Source organism: Shimazuella sp. NTD247 (assembly GCF_059510415.1).
Map to the genome: position 1 here is coordinate 373995 of NZ_JCAJZU010000001.1, position 20201 is coordinate 394195.

The 20201-nt window shown below is 36.5% G+C and carries 17 protein-coding genes and 1 pseudogene; 13 read left to right on the plus strand and 5 right to left on the minus strand.

What is annotated here, in order from left to right; all coding sequences use genetic code 11:
- The first annotated feature begins 552 nt into the window (after positions 1-552).
- A pseudogene (locus AC5WOC_RS01760) lies at positions 553-1607 on the plus strand (RNA-guided endonuclease TnpB family protein).
- A 188-nt stretch (positions 1608-1795) separates the two neighbouring features.
- Positions 1796-1996: a copper ion binding protein gene (locus tag AC5WOC_RS01765; RefSeq protein WP_496053674.1), complete on the plus strand. Its 201-nt coding sequence runs from the start codon at positions 1796-1798 to the stop codon at positions 1994-1996.
- A gap of 55 nt (positions 1997-2051) precedes the next feature.
- Here AC5WOC_RS01765 and AC5WOC_RS01770 read toward each other — a convergent pair whose 3' ends face one another.
- On the minus strand, positions 2052-2561 hold the full coding sequence (locus AC5WOC_RS01770) for an endonuclease domain-containing protein (RefSeq protein ID WP_496053675.1): 510 nt from the start codon (positions 2559-2561) through the stop codon (positions 2052-2054).
- A gap of 228 nt (positions 2562-2789) precedes the next feature.
- Here AC5WOC_RS01770 and tnpB point away from each other — a divergent pair, with 228 nt between their 5' ends.
- The 5 genes from tnpB to AC5WOC_RS01795 all read left to right on the plus strand — a co-directional run bounded on the left by tnpB (position 2790) and on the right by AC5WOC_RS01795 (position 7056).
- Positions 2790-3917: an IS200/IS605 family element RNA-guided endonuclease TnpB gene (gene tnpB / locus AC5WOC_RS01775; RefSeq protein ID WP_496053676.1), complete on the plus strand. Its 1128-nt coding sequence runs from the start codon at positions 2790-2792 to the stop codon at positions 3915-3917.
- Positions 3918-4095: 178 nt separating this feature from the next.
- The gene (locus tag AC5WOC_RS01780) at positions 4096-4587 is read left to right on the plus strand and encodes an NUDIX hydrolase (RefSeq protein WP_496054145.1); all 492 of its coding nucleotides are present in this window, start codon (positions 4096-4098) and stop codon (positions 4585-4587) included.
- 153 nt (positions 4588-4740) lie between these two features.
- Positions 4741-6147, plus strand: a complete 1407-nt coding sequence (fumC, locus tag AC5WOC_RS01785; RefSeq protein ID WP_496054146.1) for a class II fumarate hydratase — start codon at positions 4741-4743, stop codon at positions 6145-6147.
- Between the two features lie 226 nt (positions 6148-6373).
- Positions 6374-6541 carry a hypothetical protein gene (locus AC5WOC_RS01790; RefSeq protein WP_496053677.1) on the plus strand — a complete coding sequence of 56 codons (168 nt, stop codon included), beginning with the start codon at positions 6374-6376 and terminating at the stop codon, positions 6539-6541.
- A gap of 44 nt (positions 6542-6585) precedes the next feature.
- Complete coding sequence (locus AC5WOC_RS01795) at positions 6586-7056, plus strand: SprT-like domain-containing protein (protein ID WP_496054147.1); 471 nt, start codon at positions 6586-6588, stop codon at positions 7054-7056.
- A gap of 142 nt (positions 7057-7198) precedes the next feature.
- Here AC5WOC_RS01795 and AC5WOC_RS01800 read toward each other — a convergent pair whose 3' ends face one another.
- From AC5WOC_RS01800 to AC5WOC_RS01810, 3 genes are all read right to left on the minus strand, one after another.
- Entirely contained in the window at positions 7199-7663 is a 465-nt protein-coding gene (locus AC5WOC_RS01800; RefSeq protein ID WP_496053678.1) for a phosphatase PAP2 family protein, read from the minus strand.
- Positions 7664-8549: 886 nt separating this feature from the next.
- Positions 8550-9800, minus strand: coding sequence for a 2-oxoglutarate dehydrogenase complex dihydrolipoyllysine-residue succinyltransferase (gene odhB / locus AC5WOC_RS01805; protein WP_496053679.1), 1251 nt, complete (start codon positions 9798-9800; stop codon positions 8550-8552).
- 25 nt (positions 9801-9825) lie between these two features.
- A complete protein-coding gene (locus tag AC5WOC_RS01810) occupies positions 9826-12648 on the minus strand; it encodes a 2-oxoglutarate dehydrogenase E1 component (protein ID WP_496053680.1) in 2823 nt (940 codons plus the stop codon).
- A 1129-nt stretch (positions 12649-13777) separates the two neighbouring features.
- Between AC5WOC_RS01810 and AC5WOC_RS01815 the strand changes: the two genes are divergently transcribed.
- Positions 13778-14560 carry an SDR family NAD(P)-dependent oxidoreductase gene (locus AC5WOC_RS01815; protein WP_496053681.1) on the plus strand — a complete coding sequence of 261 codons (783 nt, stop codon included), beginning with the start codon at positions 13778-13780 and terminating at the stop codon, positions 14558-14560.
- 397 nt (positions 14561-14957) lie between these two features.
- Here AC5WOC_RS01815 and AC5WOC_RS01820 read toward each other — a convergent pair whose 3' ends face one another.
- Positions 14958-16268, minus strand: a complete 1311-nt coding sequence (locus tag AC5WOC_RS01820) for a hemolysin family protein (protein WP_496053682.1) — start codon at positions 16266-16268, stop codon at positions 14958-14960.
- Positions 16269-16501: 233 nt separating this feature from the next.
- Between AC5WOC_RS01820 and AC5WOC_RS01825 the strand changes: the two genes are divergently transcribed.
- From AC5WOC_RS01825 to AC5WOC_RS01845, 5 genes are all read left to right on the plus strand, one after another.
- Positions 16502-16972 (plus strand): hypothetical protein, encoded by a 471-nt coding sequence (locus tag AC5WOC_RS01825; protein ID WP_496053683.1) that lies wholly within the window; start codon positions 16502-16504, stop codon positions 16970-16972.
- Positions 16973-17011: 39 nt separating this feature from the next.
- The gene (locus tag AC5WOC_RS01830) at positions 17012-17164 is read left to right on the plus strand and encodes a hypothetical protein (RefSeq protein ID WP_496053684.1); all 153 of its coding nucleotides are present in this window, start codon (positions 17012-17014) and stop codon (positions 17162-17164) included.
- Positions 17165-17401: 237 nt separating this feature from the next.
- Complete coding sequence (locus tag AC5WOC_RS01835) at positions 17402-17974, plus strand: NUDIX hydrolase (protein ID WP_496053685.1); 573 nt, start codon at positions 17402-17404, stop codon at positions 17972-17974.
- 627 nt (positions 17975-18601) lie between these two features.
- On the plus strand, positions 18602-19138 hold the full coding sequence (locus AC5WOC_RS01840; RefSeq protein WP_496053686.1) for an HAD-IIIA family hydrolase: 537 nt from the start codon (positions 18602-18604) through the stop codon (positions 19136-19138).
- Between the two features lie 111 nt (positions 19139-19249).
- Entirely contained in the window at positions 19250-20026 is a 777-nt protein-coding gene (locus AC5WOC_RS01845; protein WP_496053687.1) for an MBL fold metallo-hydrolase, read from the plus strand.
- The last annotated feature ends 175 nt before the right edge of the window (positions 20027-20201 follow it).

Genomic DNA, 20201 nt, shown 5'->3' on the forward strand with positions numbered 1-20201 from the left:
TCTGTTTTTGCAAACAAGCGTTGTTCCGTGATTCTGAATACAAGGAAAAGCTGATAAAGTAGAAAAGAAGGGTATGTAGTACTTATTCTATGTCAGATAAAAAAATAGCGGATGTTGGAGATGTATCCTGATAAAGCACTGGAAAGGAGAGATCTCTAAAATCAACACGGAAGATGTTACTATTACAACAATCATGAGTGGTGACTTGCAAAGTATAGGACATGCCGTTAATATGAATAGAAAAACAATACAAGACATTTTCTGATTTATTATGACACATCTGGAAATCTTATTCAGAAAAACTGGAAATCTTATTCAGAAAAACTAGAGTCGATCTGCCATGCGTTTTACAGAATTCTGCTGTCTTTCCTCCCACGGTTTCAACCGTGGGAGGAAAGACAGCGTTGCTCGGTATCCCTTAGAAAGGGAACGCTTAGAGCAACTAGTTTTTGCTGTATTCATTGCTGTCGTTTGAATAAACTTATACCATAGGAAGTGTATCGAGGGAGACATTCCATCACTAGGTAGAAGCACAAAAGAAGGGGGGAACACATGCCAACGATCACACTGCGACTAGAACTACATAAACCAACGGAAGCAAAACAGCAGATGTACAAGCAAATGACAGGAATACGGATTTTGCAAATTGGCTGCTGCTGCACCCAGAGGGAAACACAGCAACGAGTAAAATTTTCCGCGAGTTTTCGCAGGAAAAACTCCCGTCTGCGATTGTGAATCAAACGATCCGGGAAGTAAAGTCGCAAAAGAAAAATCAGAAAGCAAAAAGGTTTCGTAAAATATGGTGTGTTTTTAACAATCAAAACATGAAGGTAGAAAAGGGAAACAAATACGACACAGTCTCTTTCCCAACGCTGGAAAAACGAATCGGTGTACCCATAGTGGTGCAAGCCTTTCAACGAAAATGGCTGGACAAACTGATCAATGGAACGGTAAAACAAGGAGCGGCGAAGCTATATTGCAAGAAAAAGAAATGGTTTCTCGCTATTGCGATCACATGGGAAGAGGAAACCTCATCAAATGAAGGTGTCATGGGAATCGACATAGGACTGCGCTATCTTGCTGTCGCAAGTGTGGGAACCTATTCGCTGTTTTTCAAAGGTTCTTCGGTTGCATAGAAACGTAGACGACATACAGCAAGAAGACGCAAGTGTGGAAAAGCGAAGAAACGAAACGCAATCAAGCGATCGAAAAACAAAGAATCACGCTGGATGCGAGAACAAAATCATTGGATCAGTCGTCGAATCGTCGACCGTGCCATTGCCAACGGTGTTGGCGTGATACGGATGGAAGATTTGAGGGGCATTCGCAATACAGCAAAATCGAAACGCACGGATCCAGGTCGCAATCTTCATTCATGGTCCTTTTATCAACTACGAGAATACATTCGCTACAAATCCGAGATGGCTGGAATTCGATTTGAATTGGTAAATCCGGAATATACCAGCCAAACATGCAAAAATGGTCATCGCTATAAAGCAAATCGCAAGGGACTTCATTTTTGTTGTAAGGAATGTGGCTATCGTAGCCATGCAGATCTCAATGGCGCGATCAATATCGCTAAAGCGATATCCGGTTTAGCAGCCTAGCGTACTGGTAACAGGTACGCCGCCCATGGAGGTACATCATAACTGCATGGGATGGGGTGATGGCACACCCCTGAACTTGGGAGTTGCACAAAACAGAAATGGACTGCGTGCGTGAACTACCCAAGAATCCCACGGCTTTAGCCGTGGGAGTGTCAAATAATTAGGATTATGGAAAGGAAGAATACAAAATGTCGCATACAGAATTAAAAGTAGAAGGAATGAGTTGTAATCACTGCGTTTCAGCTATTGAGGGTGTATTAAGAGAAATTGGTTCAAAAGGAAAAGTAGATTTAGCTCGTCATATGGTATCTGTGGAATATGACGAAAGAAAAATAAGTCTAGATCAAATAAAAGAAGCTATTGAAGATCAAGGTTACGATGTTGTTTGATAAATAGAAGCAAGCGGAAAAGATGCTCCAATTGGAAAGAGCATCTTTTTTTATTTTAAGCTTTTTTTCTTTTTTGTTTCGGCGTTCCTTTTACATATGCGTCAATCTGTTTGATGGTATTTTGAAGGTTATGATGCAATAAGTCTTGGTAAGTAAAGCGTAAAACTTTCCATCCTCGACGGGTCATATAGATATCTCGATTTTTATCATATTCTATGCTTTTTTTACTTGAATGGTAGGCTCTGCCGTCACATTCGAGTGCAAGTTTTTTGGAAGGGAAGGCAAAATCGATCCAATATGGTCCAAATGGATATTGAGGGACAATTCCCTCCTTAAATTCATGACGTATAGCATAATACAGCATTCTTTCTAATGGACTATCGGTTTGAAACATGGTTTTGTCTATACTCGGCGGGTACCCTAATTTGATCTGTTCTGATATAAATTTTATAGCCAGTATAGGATAGAACGGTATCCTTATATTTCTTAAAAAAGCCCTTTTCCATTCAATATACTTCCTTCTAATGATTCGATACTTTTTATAAAGTGAATAATTATGATTCACTGTAAATAAACACCTCCATATCCAGAATACTATATATAAATGCTATATTCTAATTATTATAACATTGCGAGCGAGAAAACCCACGGTAGGGGTAGTGGGATGAAAGCGAGCATCAGAAGAAGATACTTTTTTGTTCTTTCGTAAGTTTGACTATTTTTCAGATAAGCTTGACAAGTAACGAACATACGATCTATACTATTCGCAAAATTCCAACAAGGGGGTGATTCCATGCATAAAGCTTTTTCTTACCGTCTTCGACCTACCAAAGCACAGGCGACCATGATCCATAAATCCATCGGTTGTAGCCGTTTTGTATTCAATCATTTTCTTGGTGAATGGAACAAAGCGTATCAAGCAATCGGAAAAGGGCTGACCTATTCCACTTGTTCCCGTTTCCTAACGAAGAAAAAGCGAGAGTTAACCTGGTTGAAAGAAGTTGATGCTACTTCCTTGCAGAACACCCTCAAACATCTTGCGGATGCCTTTCAGCGTTTTTTCCGAAAACAAAACGATGCTCCGCGTTTCAAGAGCAGGAAAAATCGGATGCAAGCGTATACAAGTCAGTGTAATTATTCCAAAAATAGCAGACCGACCATCGAAATCAAGGGGAACCAAATCAAACTGCCAAAATTAGGCTGGGTGAAGTTTGTCCTCTCCCGAGAAATAAGTGGTCGTATTTTATCCGCAACGATCCGTCGTACAGCGACAGGGAAATATAAAATATCCATTCTTTGCGAGGGATGCTATTTGCGATCCATACCAGCGAGAAAAGAAGCCATTGGCATTGATTTGGGTCTGAAAGATTTTTCGACTTTTGATGATGGAACGAAAAAGAATGCGAACCGATTTTTTCGTCAATACGAACAAAAACTAGCAAAAGCGCAGCAAACGATGGCAAGAAGAAAAAAGGACGGGTCCAACTGGCACAAAGCTCGTATCCAAGTTGCTCGCATCCATGAAAAAATTACCCATGCCCGTCATGATTTTTTACATAAACTATCGACAAAACTGGTGAACGAAAACCAAGTCATCAGCATCGAAACGCTGCAAGTAAAAAACATGGTGAAGAATCAGAAGCTGTCGAAATCGATCACGGATGCTTCGTGGTCGGAGTTTGTTACGATGTTAGAATACAAAGCGAAAGAATACGGAAGGAAATTGGTGAAAGTGGGAAAATCCTTCCCATCGAGTCAGCTTTGTTCGAGTTGCGGCTATAAAAACAAAGAAGTGAAGCAACTCCAGTTACGAGAATGGACATGCCCAGAGTGTGGCGTTCCCCATGATCGAGACATCCATGCAGCCAAAAACATAGTAAAAGAAGGTAGAAGATTACTTGCCGTGGGGCTCACGGTCTAAGCTTGGTAAACTTCCTTGGATTACCGAGGATTACCCAAGAATCCCACGGCTTTAGCCGTGTGGAGTTGTCAAAAATCGTAGTCATCGTGTATTTGGTATGATCGTAATGAAACAGATGTAGGTATGATGATTGTTAGTAGAAAGGAAGATAATTTTGCAAGGATCTAGTCAGTTTGTTTTGCCATATACCATTTGTTTAATAAAAAGAGGAAGTGAAATTCTTTTAATAAATAAGGAACAGAAGGTTTGGATGGGCAGATGGAATGGAGTGGGTGGTAAATTAAATGAAAAAGAAACACCAGAAGAATGTATTATCCGAGAAATAAAAGAAGAAACTGGAATATCGGTAACGAATGTCACTTTTAAAGGAGTAGTGACATGGGCAAGAGAACAGAAACAAAAAAGTGGAATGTATTTATTTTTTGTTGAATTAGCTTCAGATTATGCTTACCAGACACCGATAAAAAATCGAGAAGGAATATTGGATTGGAAAGAAATTGATTGGATTCTCCATCCAGAAAACAAAGGAGTGGTAGATACTTTGCCAAGGTATTTACCGACTGTGTTGAGTCAACCTGGATGTTACGAATACTTTAGCATTTTTGATGATGAGAAAATAATAGAATGGAGCACTATGCCAATAGTAACAGAAAAATATCCAATTTGTTAATATTATCGATCAGAACAAGAATGAGAAGCGAATAGGAAATTTTCACAGGTCATTTGGCTATGCTAGACTGAAATGGAAACAGTCCAGAAATGGAAGGTGATCATATTGGCACATGAAAAAGAGAGAACGGCAGGTACACTAGTTGACAATGGAATGTATCGCATAGAGACCGATTCGATGGGTGCGATAGAAGTTCCAGCGAATCGATTATGGGGAGCTCAAACCCAGCGTTCATTACTTCATTTTTCCATTGGTGAGGATAGAATGCCACTTTCCGTTTGCCATGCTTATGGATTTATTAAAAAAGCTGCAGCAAAGGTAAACAAAGAAGCTGGGGTTTTATCAAAAGAAATTGCAGACTTGATCATTGAAGTTGCAGATGAAGTGATATCGGGTCAGCTTGATGAGGAATTTCCTCTGTATGTTTGGCAAACAGGTTCTGGAACACAAACAAATATGAACGTAAATGAAGTGATTGCAAATCGTGCAATTCAAAAAATCGGTGGAGTAGTCGGCAGTAAAAGTCCTGTTCATCCTAATGATCATGTAAATATGTCGCAGTCCTCTAATGATACCTTTCAATCAGCAATGCATATTGCTACTGTATTAGAAATTTCCAACCTATTGATCCCCAGCATAGAAGCTTTAATAGAAGAGATGTGGAAAAAAGCAGTGGAATGGGTTGATGTTGTAAAAATAGGTCGTACGCATTTACAAGATGCCACACCTTTAACAGTCGGACAAGAGTGGTCTGGTTATGTAACACAACTCAAAGATGGACTGGATCAAGTGAAAAATGCCATGTCGGGGCTTTTTCTATTAGCTGTAGGGGGAACAGCAGTCGGGACTGGGATCAATACACTTCCTGCATTTGGTGAACATATAGCACAAGAGATAGCAGGTTTGACAAGTCATCCTTTTGTGACTGCACCAAACAAATTTGCTGCACAAGCTTCACTTGACGCAATGGTACATATAAGTGCATCATTACGGTCATTAGCAGTTCCTTTGATGAAAATTTCAAATGATATCCGATGGTTAGGGTGTGGCCCAAGAGCAGGTATTCATGAATTAAATTTGCCTGCGAATGAGCCTGGATCGTCAATCATGCCAGGAAAAGTCAATCCTACGCAAGAAGAGGCAATGATAATGGTCAGTATTCAGGTTATCGGAAACGATAATGCTGTAGCCATTGCTGGCACACAAGGGAATTTTGAACTGAGTACGATGCGGCCTATTATTACAAAAAATGTTTTGCATTCGTGCCGCATATTAGCCGATGCTTGTCAAATGTGGAGAAAATACAGCATAGAAAAAATTACCCTTGATAAAGAAGGAATAGATAAATATTTAAAAGAATCGCTTATGCTTGTTACAGCACTGAGTCCGATTATTGGATATGACAAAGCATCTGATATCGCACACAAAGCTTTTAATGAAAAATCAACGTTACGGGAGGCAGCGATCGCTAGCGGGTATATTACTGAAAAGCAATTTGATGAATTTGTAAAGCCGCAAAAAATGGTTGGAGATCCGCACAAAGATTTGGGATTAGTTTAAATGATTTATAAAAGGTTATGAAGCATTGCTTCATAACCTTTTTATATACATATGGCAAGGGAGTATTCTATAGGATGAAAGTTCAGAGCAGGTGGAGGTAATAGTTAGCTGAAAGATAGTATAGTGACGAATTATATTATTTAGATAGTTAGATTTTACTTGTAGTCAACAAAAAGTTTAATGCAAATACAAAAAATCGATTTATTTGAAGGCTAATACGATATACATGGAGAAAATATCTGAAAAAAATCGGTTTTTAGATGGGAGAAATTGGCTTGATAATCTGTTTGAACTCATTTATAAAGGTGAAGAACCTGAAGATGCCTGTGGCTTGTTCTGCTGGATGAGAGAATTTCATAATTCAGCAGCTGTAAATGCATTACTGAGAATGTAAAAAGCAAGGTTAAACCAATTTAATGAGGGAGGATCTGTTTGACAATGACAATAAGTCAATTAAATCAAATTGCAGAAGATTTTCTTCAAAAGGAGTATGGTCTGCATTTAGATGTACCAATTCAGTTAAATGGTAGGTTATCTAAAACACTTGGCAGAGCAATATTTAGAAAAAAACAATTCGAATGCACAAAAGCTGTTCGAATCGAATTATCCAAAAAACTAATTTCTAACTACACCGAAGATGAAGTGATAGATGTTTTAAAACATGAGTTAATCCATTACGCTTGTTTTATGATGGGAAAACCATATGATGATGGTGATCATTATTTTGAGAAAGAATTAAAGAGATTAGGTGTTGCAAAAACAGGTGTTATGAAGCTCAAGGGAAATGTGCATGTATATGTATGTGAGCAATGTCAAAAAACAATAGCGGAAAGAACCAGGAGATTTAAACATAATAGATATCGTACAGGTTGTTGTAGAGCAAATATTATTTACAAGGGAATAAAATAAATTTAGAAAGATACAGACTGGTATAGGTATTAAAAAGGGCTAAAAGAATGTGAAGGAAGAAGTCACAAATAGATGAGATGATTAATAAAAACTCAATTTTAGGAGGAAATATTGGTGAATGAATAGTCTAGCGGGAATCCTTTTAGTTGATTCTTACAGTTTTAAGACCTAGAAGACAAATAGTTAACCAAGCTCCTCCAGCAGCATATCCGCCTAAAATATCGCTTGGAAAGTGAACCCCGAGATAAACTTTGCTAAATCCGATCATAGTAACGAGCATAGCTGTGCTTATGATAATAAAAGCTTTTGCGTAGTTTGTTTTTATTGCTGTTCCAAACATAACACATAGCATGCCATAGAAAACAATGGATCGCATTGCATGACCGCTTGGATAACTAAAATGTGCATTTATTAGAATATGATCCAAATCAGGACGTTCACGCTGGAAGATGGGCTTTAAAAGACGATTGAAATATTGTGCCCCTGTTAATCCTATTATGAGAAAAGATGACTCTAGTTTTTTTTGCATGCAAATTAATAAAGTTGAAAAAATGATAAGTAATAAAAACAAGCCTTCACCTGATCCAAAGAATGCAATAAACTTCATCAGTTTATCTAGATAAGGGTGAAAAGTGTATAACCAATTGATAATAATTTTGTCAAAGTGATAAAACTTGTTGTCTAGTGAGTCATTGGTAATTTTCCAAAATATTATTATAAATAAGGTAAATATTACAAGCGAAAAAAGGAGATGAGTTTTGGTGCATTTAGATTGCGGAAAAGTTCTCATTCATTAAGTGTCCTTTCAGGGATACTTGTTCAATTCAAATAGAAATAAACTAAATTTTCGATTGTTACAAACATGATATGCAAATTTATAGAAGAACTTTACAAACCGATCTTAGATGATCATCCACTATGGTTATTGGTAGGAAAGTAAAGGATGGAGCTTGTATGATAAACATTATTTTATTTTGAAAGTTATAAATAACTTCCCACAAGATGTTTTGTATTTTTTGATCATAGATCAGCATGGATGGAGCCTATTTATATAATTACGAATATTGCAAATATCGGACAGATACAAAGGATTACTACTCGATATAAACCCATCCTAAGAAGGATAGAATAAAGACGCAAAACTAACTAGTGATGGGATCGTGTAACTTTTAGCTAGTAAACCCCATTTTAGTCTTTAGCGTAGTTGATGTGGAGAAATAGTGGAAGAAATCTCAAACATTAGAAAAAAGGCTTGTTGCTTAAGAATTACCACAGCAACAAGCCTATAAAGGGGGAAGGTTTAAGTTAAGAAATTTTGGCGAATGGACTGGAAGTCTTATATTACATTAAGCTTTAAGAATTTCCTATTGCGAATCCCTAGGCCAGATATAGAACAGTGTTACAATTTTATCGTTAGACTAAAACCGCCGTATAATGGATAGTACATACGGCGGTGGGAGAGATCGGGAGTTAGTTATTCACCCCTGCTCTATTTATCCTTCTAGTAATAGTAGTTCTGGATCTTCGATTAGTTTTTTGACTGTAGCTAAAAAGCCAACAGCTTCTCTTCCATCAACGATGCGGTGATCGTAAGAAAGTGCAATATACATCATAGGATGATGTTCTACTCGATCGCCATCCGGCCCACTAACGGTTACAGGTCGTTTTTGGATCGTATGCATTCCTAAAATCCCCACTTGAGGGGCGTTGAGGATAGGAGTAGAGAATAAGGAACCAAATACGCCTCCGTTCGTAATCGTAAACGTTCCACCTTTTAAATCATCTAACGCTAACTTATTTGTCCGGGCTTTTTGAGCCAAAGATGCGATTTGACGTTCAATTTCTACAAAAGTTAAGGAATCAACATTTCTTACTACTGGAACAACTAAGCCAGCATCATTTGCCACCGCAATACCAATATCATAATACTTTTTGTAGACGATATCTTGTCCATCTATTTCAGAGTTAATAATTGGGAAGGCTTTAAGCGCACCAACTACTGCTTTACTGAAGAAAGACATGAATCCTAAGTTGATTTCATGTTTATCAATGAATCCTTGTTTGCGTCGTTTGCGAATATCCATTACTTTCGACATATTTACTTCGTTAAACGTGGTTAACATTGCTGCATTATGCTGAGATTGTACCAAATTAGTTGCAATGGTCTGTTGTCTGCGAGTCATTTTTTTCCGTTCAACTGGTTTACTTGGGTTTTCAGCAACTGCTGGGTTGGAAACTGCTGAAGAAGCAGAATTAACGGTTTTTTCTACCTTGTTAACAACTACATCTTCTTTTGTAACACGACCATTTTGAAGTTCATCAACGGAAACACCTTTTTCTCTTGCAAGTCTGCGAATAGATGGAGAAGCGGGTGTAGTTCCTTTCTTTTTCGTATCATCTTGTTGCTCAGATGTTTCTTGTTTCGTTTGTGTTTTTTCTTCGGTCGATGCAGGTTTTTGCTCAGCTGCTGGTTCTGATTCTTGAGAAGCAGATGCGGATGATTCTTTTGCTGTCTCATCTAATTCAGCGATTACTTCGCCTACTTCTACGTTATCTCCAGCTTGTTTCAATATTTTTTTTACAACACCAGATTCTTCTGCGGATACTTCCATATTTACTTTATCTGTTTCCAGTTCAAGCAGTATATCTCCTTGGTTGACAAAATCTCCTTCTTTTACTAACCAATTAGAAATAGTTCCTTCTGTAATAGACTCTGCTAAATTAGGTACTTTTACGTCTGCCACAATGAATCCCTCCTGTTTTCACCGTTCAATTATCTTGATGTAAAGCTTCGTTAATAATACTTTGTTGTTCCAAATCATGTACATTTGCTTTTCCAGTTGCTGGGCTGGATCGATCAGGTCTTCCAATATAACGAACAGCTATTTTATTCGCTACCGTTTCTCTAATTCTTGGTTGCATAAAGAACCATGCACCCATATTTTTCGGCTCTTCTTGAACCCATACTACTTCTTTTACATTTTTATATTGTTTTAGAAGTGCTTTGATTTCTTTTTGTGGGAATGGATACAGTTGTTCCACACGACAAATATGCAATTTCTCTTTCTGTTCAGCAGGGAGATTATCCAATTCAGCAGATAGATCAATTGCAATCTTTCCACTACACAAAATCAATCGTTTTACTTGTTTGGTGTTCTGACCTGTATTTTCTTCTTCTTTAATTGCTTGGAAAGAACCGTTTTCCAGTTCAATGCTGGGTGATATGGTTCGTTTGCTTCTTATAAGACTTTTAGGAGCCATCAAAATTAAAGGACGGACTTCTTCTCTACCAGTCATTGCAGCTTGTCGACGCAACAAATGGAAATACTGAGAAGCACTAGTTAGATTAGCGACAATGACGTTATTGTCAGCAGCTAGTTGCAGATAACGTTCCAGTCGTGCACTAGAATGCTCAGGACCTTGTCCTTCGTATCCATGTGGCAATAACATTACCAGACTAGAATTTTGTCTCCATTTTGCGCGGCCAGCAGATATAAATTGGTCAAAAATTACTTGCCCAGCATTTGCGAAGTCACCATATTGCGCTTCCCAAATAGTGAGTGTTTTTGGAGCAAAGTAGTCATATCCATATTCAAAACCTAAAACAGACGCTTCCGACAATGGACTGTTATGAATTGCAAATGATGCCTTTGCTTGAGGGATAGCATGTAAAGGACAGAATGTTTCCCCAGTTTTACTATCATGCAAAACAAGATGGCGGTGTGCAAATGTACCTCTTTCGGTATCCTGCCCCGTAAAGCGAATAGCTGTCTGGTCATTTAAAATGGTTGCAAAAGCTAATGTTTCGGCTAAAGCCCAATCAACTTTCTTATCCTCATCTAAAAGCTGAACTCGTCTAAATAATGTTTTTTCTAGTTTTGGATATGGATGAAAAGAGGAGGGCCGCTCCAATAAAGCATGATTGATTTCTTGAAGCTCCTCTAGTGATACACCTGTATGGATTTCTGGTGGTTTTCCTAGATCAGCAGAATTTTGTTTTCGAGCTTTTTCGGCATCTTTTTCTTCGTTTTCTTTCATTTTGCGATGAGCATTTTGCAGTTTTGTTTTAATATCTTGATCCCACTGTTTTACATCTTCGCTACGGATTAATTTTGCTTCTGTCAGGATTTGTGCATACTTATCGCGGATTGTTGGATGTTTTTGAATTAGTTCATACATCAATGGTTGAGTAACCATTGGATCATCCATTTCGTTGTGACCAAATCGGCGATATCCGATCAAATCAATGAGAAAATCTTTTTGGAAACGAGTACGGTATTCACATGCTAGATAAATAGCAGCTAAACAAGCTTCTGGATCGTCCGCATTCACGTGAACTACAGGAATTTCAAATCCTTTTGCTAAGTCACTAGAATATGCTGTGGAACGAGAGTCGGAATAATCAGTTGTAAACCCAAGCTGATTGTTAGCGATAATATGAATGGTACCACCAGTACGATATCCAGTAAGTTGGCTCAAGTTTAGTGTTTCTGCTACAACCCCTTCTCCAGGAAAAGCAGCATCTCCATGAATAAGTACAGCTAATGCTTTGCTTGTATCTTGTTTTGGATATCCAGATTCATCGCGACTCTCTTGAACTGCTCTTGTTGATCCTTCTACTACTGGATCAACAAATTCCAAGTGACTTGGATTATTTGCCAATGATATCCGAGTATGTAGTGCACCATTTTCATCTACATTTCGATCTGCACCTAAGTGGTATTTAACGTCTCCAGTCCAGCCGAAGTTAATTCCCATGGAACCTTCAGATGGAACTAGTTCTTTGTTCGTAGAATGATGAAATTCAGAAAAGATTTTTTCATATGGTTTCCCAAGAATGTGGGCAAGTACATTTAGTCGACCACGGTGAGCCATTCCCATTAAGACATGCTGGACGCCTTTTTGAGCACCTCTGCTCACTAACTCATCAAGCATTGGGACAAGTACATCAACACCTTCAATGGAAAATCTTTTTTGTCCAGTAAAAGTACGTTGCAAAAATTTCTCAAATTCATCGACTTTCATCAAACTTTTTAACAGATCAATTTTTTTCTCTGTATCAAACTCCGGATAAAAATTTTGTGATTCAATTGTCTCGTATAGCCAGTTGCGTTCTTCTTGATTATGGACATGACTAAATTCAAATGCCAGCGATTTGGTATAAACTTCTTTTAAGTGTTCGAGTACACCATAAGCTGTAACATTTTGATCAGATGCACCAGACCAAATCAAATAAGCAGGTATTTGATGCAGATCATCTTCTGTTAAGCCGTATTCGCTTGGTTTCGGTAATGAGGTTTGATTTTCTTTCAGCGGATTTAATTTTGCTGATAAATGACCATATGTACGAATAAATTGGATAAGTTTTTCAGCAGCAATAACTTTTTGTACATCGGTATTGTTGTTATTATTTGCTACATTGTCACTGCTAAGCGAATTATTTGGAGAACCCCATTTTTTAAACAGTTCTTGGAGTTCAGGATCCACAGATTCAGGATCTTTGCTATATTGCTCATATTTTTCTTGCATATAAGCTAGGTTTGGACCATGCAAATCAACCCATGGATTTTTATCTAAAATATCATTGGGCATTTTAGTACCTCCTCTACAGTTCTTTAAATTTTGTTATGATGACATAGTAAAGTATACGAATAAAACATTAACAATAATATTTCTATTGGGGTGGTAATCTTGTTAAAATACCCAGAAATATTTTATTTGTTCACTCGTCTGTTTTTCAACCCTTTCACTCATGCCCTTCGATTATTAGTATACACTTTCTGATTGTTATTGAAATCTCAAATTACATTTTTCAACACATTAGAATTATAATTTATTATGAGTCATTTGTTGACTCCTTAATAGTTCTTTATAAAAAAGAATAATAATTATGAAAAAACATCTTTTTGAATGCTTTTTCAATCTGAAAACGAAGTTTTAGTCAGGTTTAAGAATCCAGTCTTTTTCAAGTTTGTGGATTTTTGCTATAAAAAACTTAACAAGGCTACTTGTCTCAGTGTCTTTATTTTGGATATCCAACGGATCTTTACGGCGTTTTTTTCACAATTTATAATAGATACTTTTCATTGAGAGACTTCACAAAATAGGATTTATATTCAATTATGGGCGTTTAAGACACCATTTCACAAGGCATTATCTTGCCGAAGTTTTCAGTAATGCTTAGTGATGCACAGATGGATTTTTTTGGAATGATTTCGGAAATTATAATTTATAGGCTGCAGTTTTTTTGTTTTCAATCTATCCACTTTTTTATCGCTGGAATGTTTATATTTGATTTGGTGATTCGGTCTTCGGACCCATATTTAATAGAATGGTCTCCAAGTTTGACGATTCTAGTGAACAAGGAAGGATTCAAGGAGGCGCCAATGTAGGAATAATTAGCCCTATCATTGGAAGGTACTTCATAATTAGCCCTATCATTGGAAGGTACTTCATAATTAGCTCATATCATCAATAGTAATTGGAGAACGTAAAAAAATGACATATATAAATGAGAATTATCTACAAAGTGAAGAATACTAAACAATAGTGATAGATACTGAAATACAATTTCTTTTTTTGAACCATTTATACTAGATGGATAAATATATGTGAATATAGAATTGAACTTACAATTGTGAAAAAATTAGTAAAGGTATGGTTTAGCGCTGTAAGGGAAGAAAGCCAAATTAAAGCATAGAAAAGAATAGGAGATGACAGCATGAATCTTGGATTACAAGGGAAAGTTGCATTAGTTACTGGAGCAAGTAAAGGAATTGGTTTAGAGACAGCTCTTCAATTTGCAAAAGAAGGTGTGAACGTTGCGATTTGTGCTAGAAGTTTAAACGACTTAGAACAATCTGCAAAAAAAATTTTTGAGGAGACAGGATTAAAACCATTTTTTTTACCAGCAGACGTATCTAAAAAAGAAGATTGTCAAATGATTGTCGAACAGACAGTTCATCAGTTTGGTCGTCTAGACATACTCATAAATAATGCGGGAACGTCTGCAGCAAAACCATTTGAGTTTGTGGAGACAGAAAGCTGGCAGCAAGATTTAGATCTAAAATTGTTTGGAGCGGTTCATTGTTCTCGCTTTGCAGTTCCCTATATGCGTCAAGTAGGCGGGGGTGCAATTGTCCATGTAACAGCAGTTTTAGCAAAAACGCCACCTGCCTCATCCCTTCCAACAAGTGTTAGTAGAGCTGCTGGGCTTGCACTTACAAAAGCGATGAGCAAAGATTTAGGTGCTGATAATATTCGGGTAAATACCGTTTGCATCGGATTGATTCGCAGTGATCAGATTGAAAAACGTTGGAGATCCCAAGAGCCAAATCTATCGTGGGAAGCGTTCTCCCGCAAACCAGAACATCAGATTCCTCTTGGAAGGATTGGTGAAACAGCTGAAGCAGCTAAAGTAATTACTTTTTTTGCATCCGATGCAGCTTCATATGTCACTGGTACTTCTGTAAATATTGATGGAGGGGCTTCTGGAACATTGTGATAGAGTATTTCATATTCTGTTGGTGTTTCGAAAAGAGATTGAAAAGTATTTGGTATGGAACCGTTGTGTACTCCCATGTACAATAGAATGAAGTATTGTTTGTTGAGGAGAGATGATGTCCATCATTCTAGTGATCGCTATCATAATTTTGCTGCTACTCTTGATCCTTCTGTCCGAGTATAAGCAAAGGTCGCTACAAGTGGTTGTTTTTTCTCTATTGCTCTCTGCTCTTTGCATTTATCTTTATTTTACGAGAACAGGATAGAACTGAAATCAAATTACCAAACAGAAAAAAACTTTTTCCTGAAGTTTTCTTATTAAGACGATTGTAAAGGCATGGAGTAAACAAATGGCAGGTAACGATACAATCGTCACCTGCCAAAAATTTTTTACCATATTAATTGTTGGAATCGAGTACTTCCTTTTTGCGGACCAAGATCCGTTCTATACTCTGTTTTCTCATTTTTTCAATGGTGAATGTCGTGTCTTCCCAAGACAATGATTCCCCTACTTTCGGTATCCTTTCAAATTGGGAGAATAACCAACCGCCGATTGTATCGTTTTCGTCATCTGTAATAGTAAGTTGAAAATATTTATTAACATCTTCTATTAGCAAACGAGCTTCGATTGAAACACCTTGATCAGTATCTTGGAAGAAAGGTCGTTCATTATCAAATTCATCTTGAATTTCGCCAAAAATTTCTTCAATAATATCCTCGGTTGTTACTAGTCCAGAGATACCACCATACTCATCAACTACAATAGCCATATGGCTTCTTTTCTTTTGCATTTGCATAAATGCGTCTTTGACTTCGATTGTTTCTGGGATGAAGTGAACAGGACGCATGAAATTTTCAATGGATACATTTTTCTTTTCTTTCACTATTTTTTCAAAGAAATCGCGTAAAAGAACAATACCGATAATCTGATCTTTGTTCCCATCATACACTGGGAATCGAGTTAATTTGGTGTTCAACATGGTCTCTAAATGTTGGTCAGCTGTGTCACGGATATCTAAACCAATTATTCTTACGCGGGGGACCATTATTTCACGAACGACTCGATCTGTAAACTCAAAAACGTTGTCAAATAAGGTAAGTTCAGCTTTATCAATAATGCCGCTTCTATGGCTTTCTTTTATCACCATTCTTATTTCTTCTTCGGTATGAACTTGTTGATGGTCATCTTGTAACTCGATACCAAGCCATTTTAGTATCTGATTGGCGGAGCTGTTCAAAGCGATAATAAATGGCTTAAAAACAACATAAAACCAGTGAAGAGGCGTAACTGTCCATAACGTAGTAGTTTCAGAACGGCGAATTGCTAGTGATTTTGGAGCCATTTCTCCCAAAACAATATGTAAAAAGGTAATAACTGAAAAGGCAATTACAAATGAAATCGTGTGATTTAACCATTCCGGCAAATGAAAAGCATGGAAAATCGGTTCTAAAATTTTAGCTAGTGTAGGTTCTCCTACCCAACCTAACCCAAGGGATGCCAATGTTATTCCTAGTTGTGTAGCAGAGAGATAGGCATCCAAACTTTTTAAAACAGTCTGGGCCATTTTCCCTCTTGTGGTCATAATTTGAGCAATGCGAGTGGTGCGTACTTTCACCAGTGCAAACTCAGCAGCAACAAAAAAGCCATTTAATAGTACTAATACCATTACCAGTACGAGATTCAATATTGTGGTTGTGACAGTATCCATTTTGTGTTTGTTTCTCTCCTAAGTATTTTCGTATATTTCTATTTTACACAAGAAACCCTTGAATTAAAAAGGTTTTGTCACATTTATTAACATTGGACGTATTGTAAACCTTTTTTAATCATGTCTTTCGCTTTGTTTACGAGAAAAAAAGTATAATCAATATGATGTCAAAATTGTATGTTGTATTATAGAATAAATGAAAAAAAGATTTGGCATATTGAGAGGATGTCATCATGAAGAAGCAGAGAAGTTTAGGATTACTTGTCCTCATTATTTTAATGGTGTTACTTACTGGATGCAGCTTTTCATCCTCGGAAGAAAAAGAATTAAAAGCAACAGTAGAAAAAAATTTTGAAGCAATGAATAAAAAGGATTTAAACCAATACATGTCTATGCTTTCCAAACAGATCGATCCGAATATATACAACCAAACAAAACGAACAATGCAGTATGCTTTTCAAAATTTTGATCTGCATGCTTCGATGAAAAGGTTTAAGCTTGTTTCGCTTTCGAATAATCTCGCAGTTATTGAGGTAGAGCAAGATACCATTAATAGCAAATCAAATGCAAACTTCAAAAATAATCGAATTATTGCAGAGCATACGATGATAAAGGAAAATGGCAATTGGAAATTTAAATCCACAATTATACGATCTACAAAAGAAATTGATAGTTCTGGAAAAATAGTGGGTAATTTACAATAGAAAGCACAAAAAAACACCATATATACCAAGTGGTTTGGGATGGTGTTTTTTTATGCAATTATCGTAAAAAAGAGGGTAGATTCATTGAATGAAAACAAAAATCAATTCGATAAACAAGATCGAGGTTTATTTTGGGTTTGTGTTGTTATTGCTGTGGTAATGGGCTTATCCTTTATTGGAAAATTGTTTTAATATAATAGACATCTTCATCCGAATTTTTATAGATTTAAGAGAAAAGTCTATCTCGTTGTTCCCAAAAGTAGAGTAATCCATTCGAATTTTGGGAAAGAGCTTAAGACGATTATGAATGATATGGTTACAATCGGCCAAACTTTGAATAAATAGCACAGTCAATAATTTATTACTCGAAGGAAAATCGTTTAATGTTATCGAAATAAAAAAGACAAAAAAATTAGAAAGGACTGCTCCATGCCTATTACATTATCTTCTATTCAAAAACACTTTGAAGTCTATCAGACTTATCGTCCCGATTTTAGCATTTCAGCAATTAGCCCTTTGATGAGTCAAATCATTAGTAAACAAAATGTAACTTCACGCAATAATTTTGGTACACATGTAACAGTGAGTGGCATTGTTATCAATGCGAATTGGGAGATATTACAAATTAAGCATCGGATTTTAAAAAAGTGGCTTTTGCCAGGCGGTCATTGCGAGGAAGATGATAAAAATCTGATGGAAGCATGCAAAAGAGAAATATATGAAGAAACAGGTATAATGGAAAATGAGCTAAATCACATAAGTCAATATCCTGTAGATATCGACTTCCATGAGATTCCCGAAAATATAAAGAAAAAGGAACCGATTCATTGGCATTGTGATTTTCGATATGCTTTTCTATTAAAAGAGGATAGACCTATTGTCTTACAAACAAATGAAGTTACTAGTTTTCGATGGACTCCATTTTCTGAACTTCCAGAGCCTGTTGTACAATTACTTAACAAATTTGTCCATACCAAGGATGTTACAAATTCATTATTATGATATAATAAATAAGAATGTTTTGACAAAGAATCCTCTAATAGTTAACTAGTAACCTTTATTTGTTTCTACTTGTTATTTTAAATTTGCATATTCCATTCATCGTATTTGAGATACACATTCCATTATAAATTGGTATGCTTAAGTATTTAGACCTACGAGTGTAATAGGTCTGTTTGCTTTTCATTATTCTGACAATCTTTGTCTGATTAATCTACGCAACATAGCATATAGATACATATCAAAAATATGTGCTGTTGCGTTGATTCGTGCATACCATATATGTATAATCTGAATGCTGAGCGAACGAAAGGATGAGCAAGAATTGAAAGACATTGAGCCATGGGGAACTTAATCTTCCTCTAGAAGAGATAGTGTGCCGATCAAAAATACAGATGGCTCTACATGAAGTTTTTATTTTTAACATTGACTCTTTTATTAATCTGTAAATTGTATGAAACATATCATTTTTTTGAGAGCGCTCTCAGATCTTTGGAAAATGTTTTACTGGAAAAATGTAATCTTGATGTAATCTTCCCTAATGAAAAAAGTTTTTTCTTTTCGCAAACTGCTTCCCCGAAAGGAAGTAGTTTTTTTGAAATAGATAGGAACGATAAAGGAGAGATAGGCTTGAGAGGAGACAAACCTTCTGCAGTTTTCCTTGATCGAGATGGAACCATTGGTGGATCTGAAGTTATTGAGTATCCTGGACAATTTCAACTTTTTCCTAAGGTGAAAGAAGCATTGGGATATCTAAAAAAAGCAGGTATTCCTATTTTTACTTTTACCAATCAACCAGGAATTGAGAAAGGAAAGGCGAAAAAGGAATCTTTTTATGAAGAACTTTATGGATTTGGTTTTGATGGGATTTATTTGTGTCCACATCGTATAGATAATGGTTGCAAATGTCGAAAACCATCCGCTGGGATGTTATTACAGGCAGCTCAGGATTATTCATTGGATCTAAGCGAGTGTGTCGTTATTGGGGATCGATGGTCTGATATGGTTCCTGCACATAAAGTAGGATGCACTAAGATATTGGTACAAACTGGATCAGGAAGAGATGCGTTAGGAAAATATCGGTATAAGTGGAGACACATCTATCCTGATTATATCGCGAAAGATTTTGTTCAAGCTGTCGATTTTATTTTAAGAAATTTAAAATGATTTATGACTTAAATGACAACCCCTATTTGATGTTCTGATCCATAGTAAAGATACTCGATTTGAAGAAATTTAGATATTTTTACATATCTTTCAAGAGTGAAGGAGATCAGGATGAAAGAAACAATTCAATTTTTAGGAACAAGTGATTCACAAGGTGTACCAAGAATGCTATGTGACTGTTTCATTTGCAGAAATCCTGAGAATAAAAGATCTCGACCAAGTGTATTTATTCATGGAGAAAAAAATATTTTAATAGATGTTTCTCCAGATTTTCGTCAACAATTTTTGGACAATGATCTCACCATACCTGATGTTCTCCTTCTGACTCATGCTCATCATGATCATATTTCCGGATTAGGTGATTTAGCTGATTTATGTTTTTGGCATAAAACGAAAGTAACGATTGTAAGCCCTCCAGATATCATCGAACAGATCAGACAACGTTATCCTTATCTTACTTCTAAACGATATATTCATTTCTTACCTGTATTTCAACTAGAAAGCGGGAATAGGCGGGTGAGTTTTCATTTGGTCAATCATGGGAATAATGGATATTCTTACGGGATAAAATTCGCAGGTAATCATTCCTGGGCTTATGTTTCAGATGCAATTGCGATGACATCCGAACAGTTTCTGTCATTTTATCACTTGGATTTGTTAATTCTAGGAGCTTCTTATTGGGACTCTTCTTCTTACCCATTCCAAGAGAAACGGTCCATATATGATGTTCGAGAAGCGATTGAGGTCAGGGATAAGTTAAAACCTAAAAAAATGTATCTTACGCACTTATCCCATGATATAGATATTGTCAGCAGAACATTGCCAAAAAAAATTTTTTTTGCGAGAGATGGGGCATTTGTAAATCCAATTTATGAAGAAGAGGTTTGATTATTTATTTTCGTTTTACAAGTAATATGATAGAGTAGTACTAAATTCTAATACAATTTTTTATATTTCATTCGAAGGGGAGAATAAAAATTAGTATTGAATCTGACCCTTTAAAAAAATCTACTATTATTGATGAATTAGGCAGAATTCAATTAGAAAAGAAGGTCGATTCACT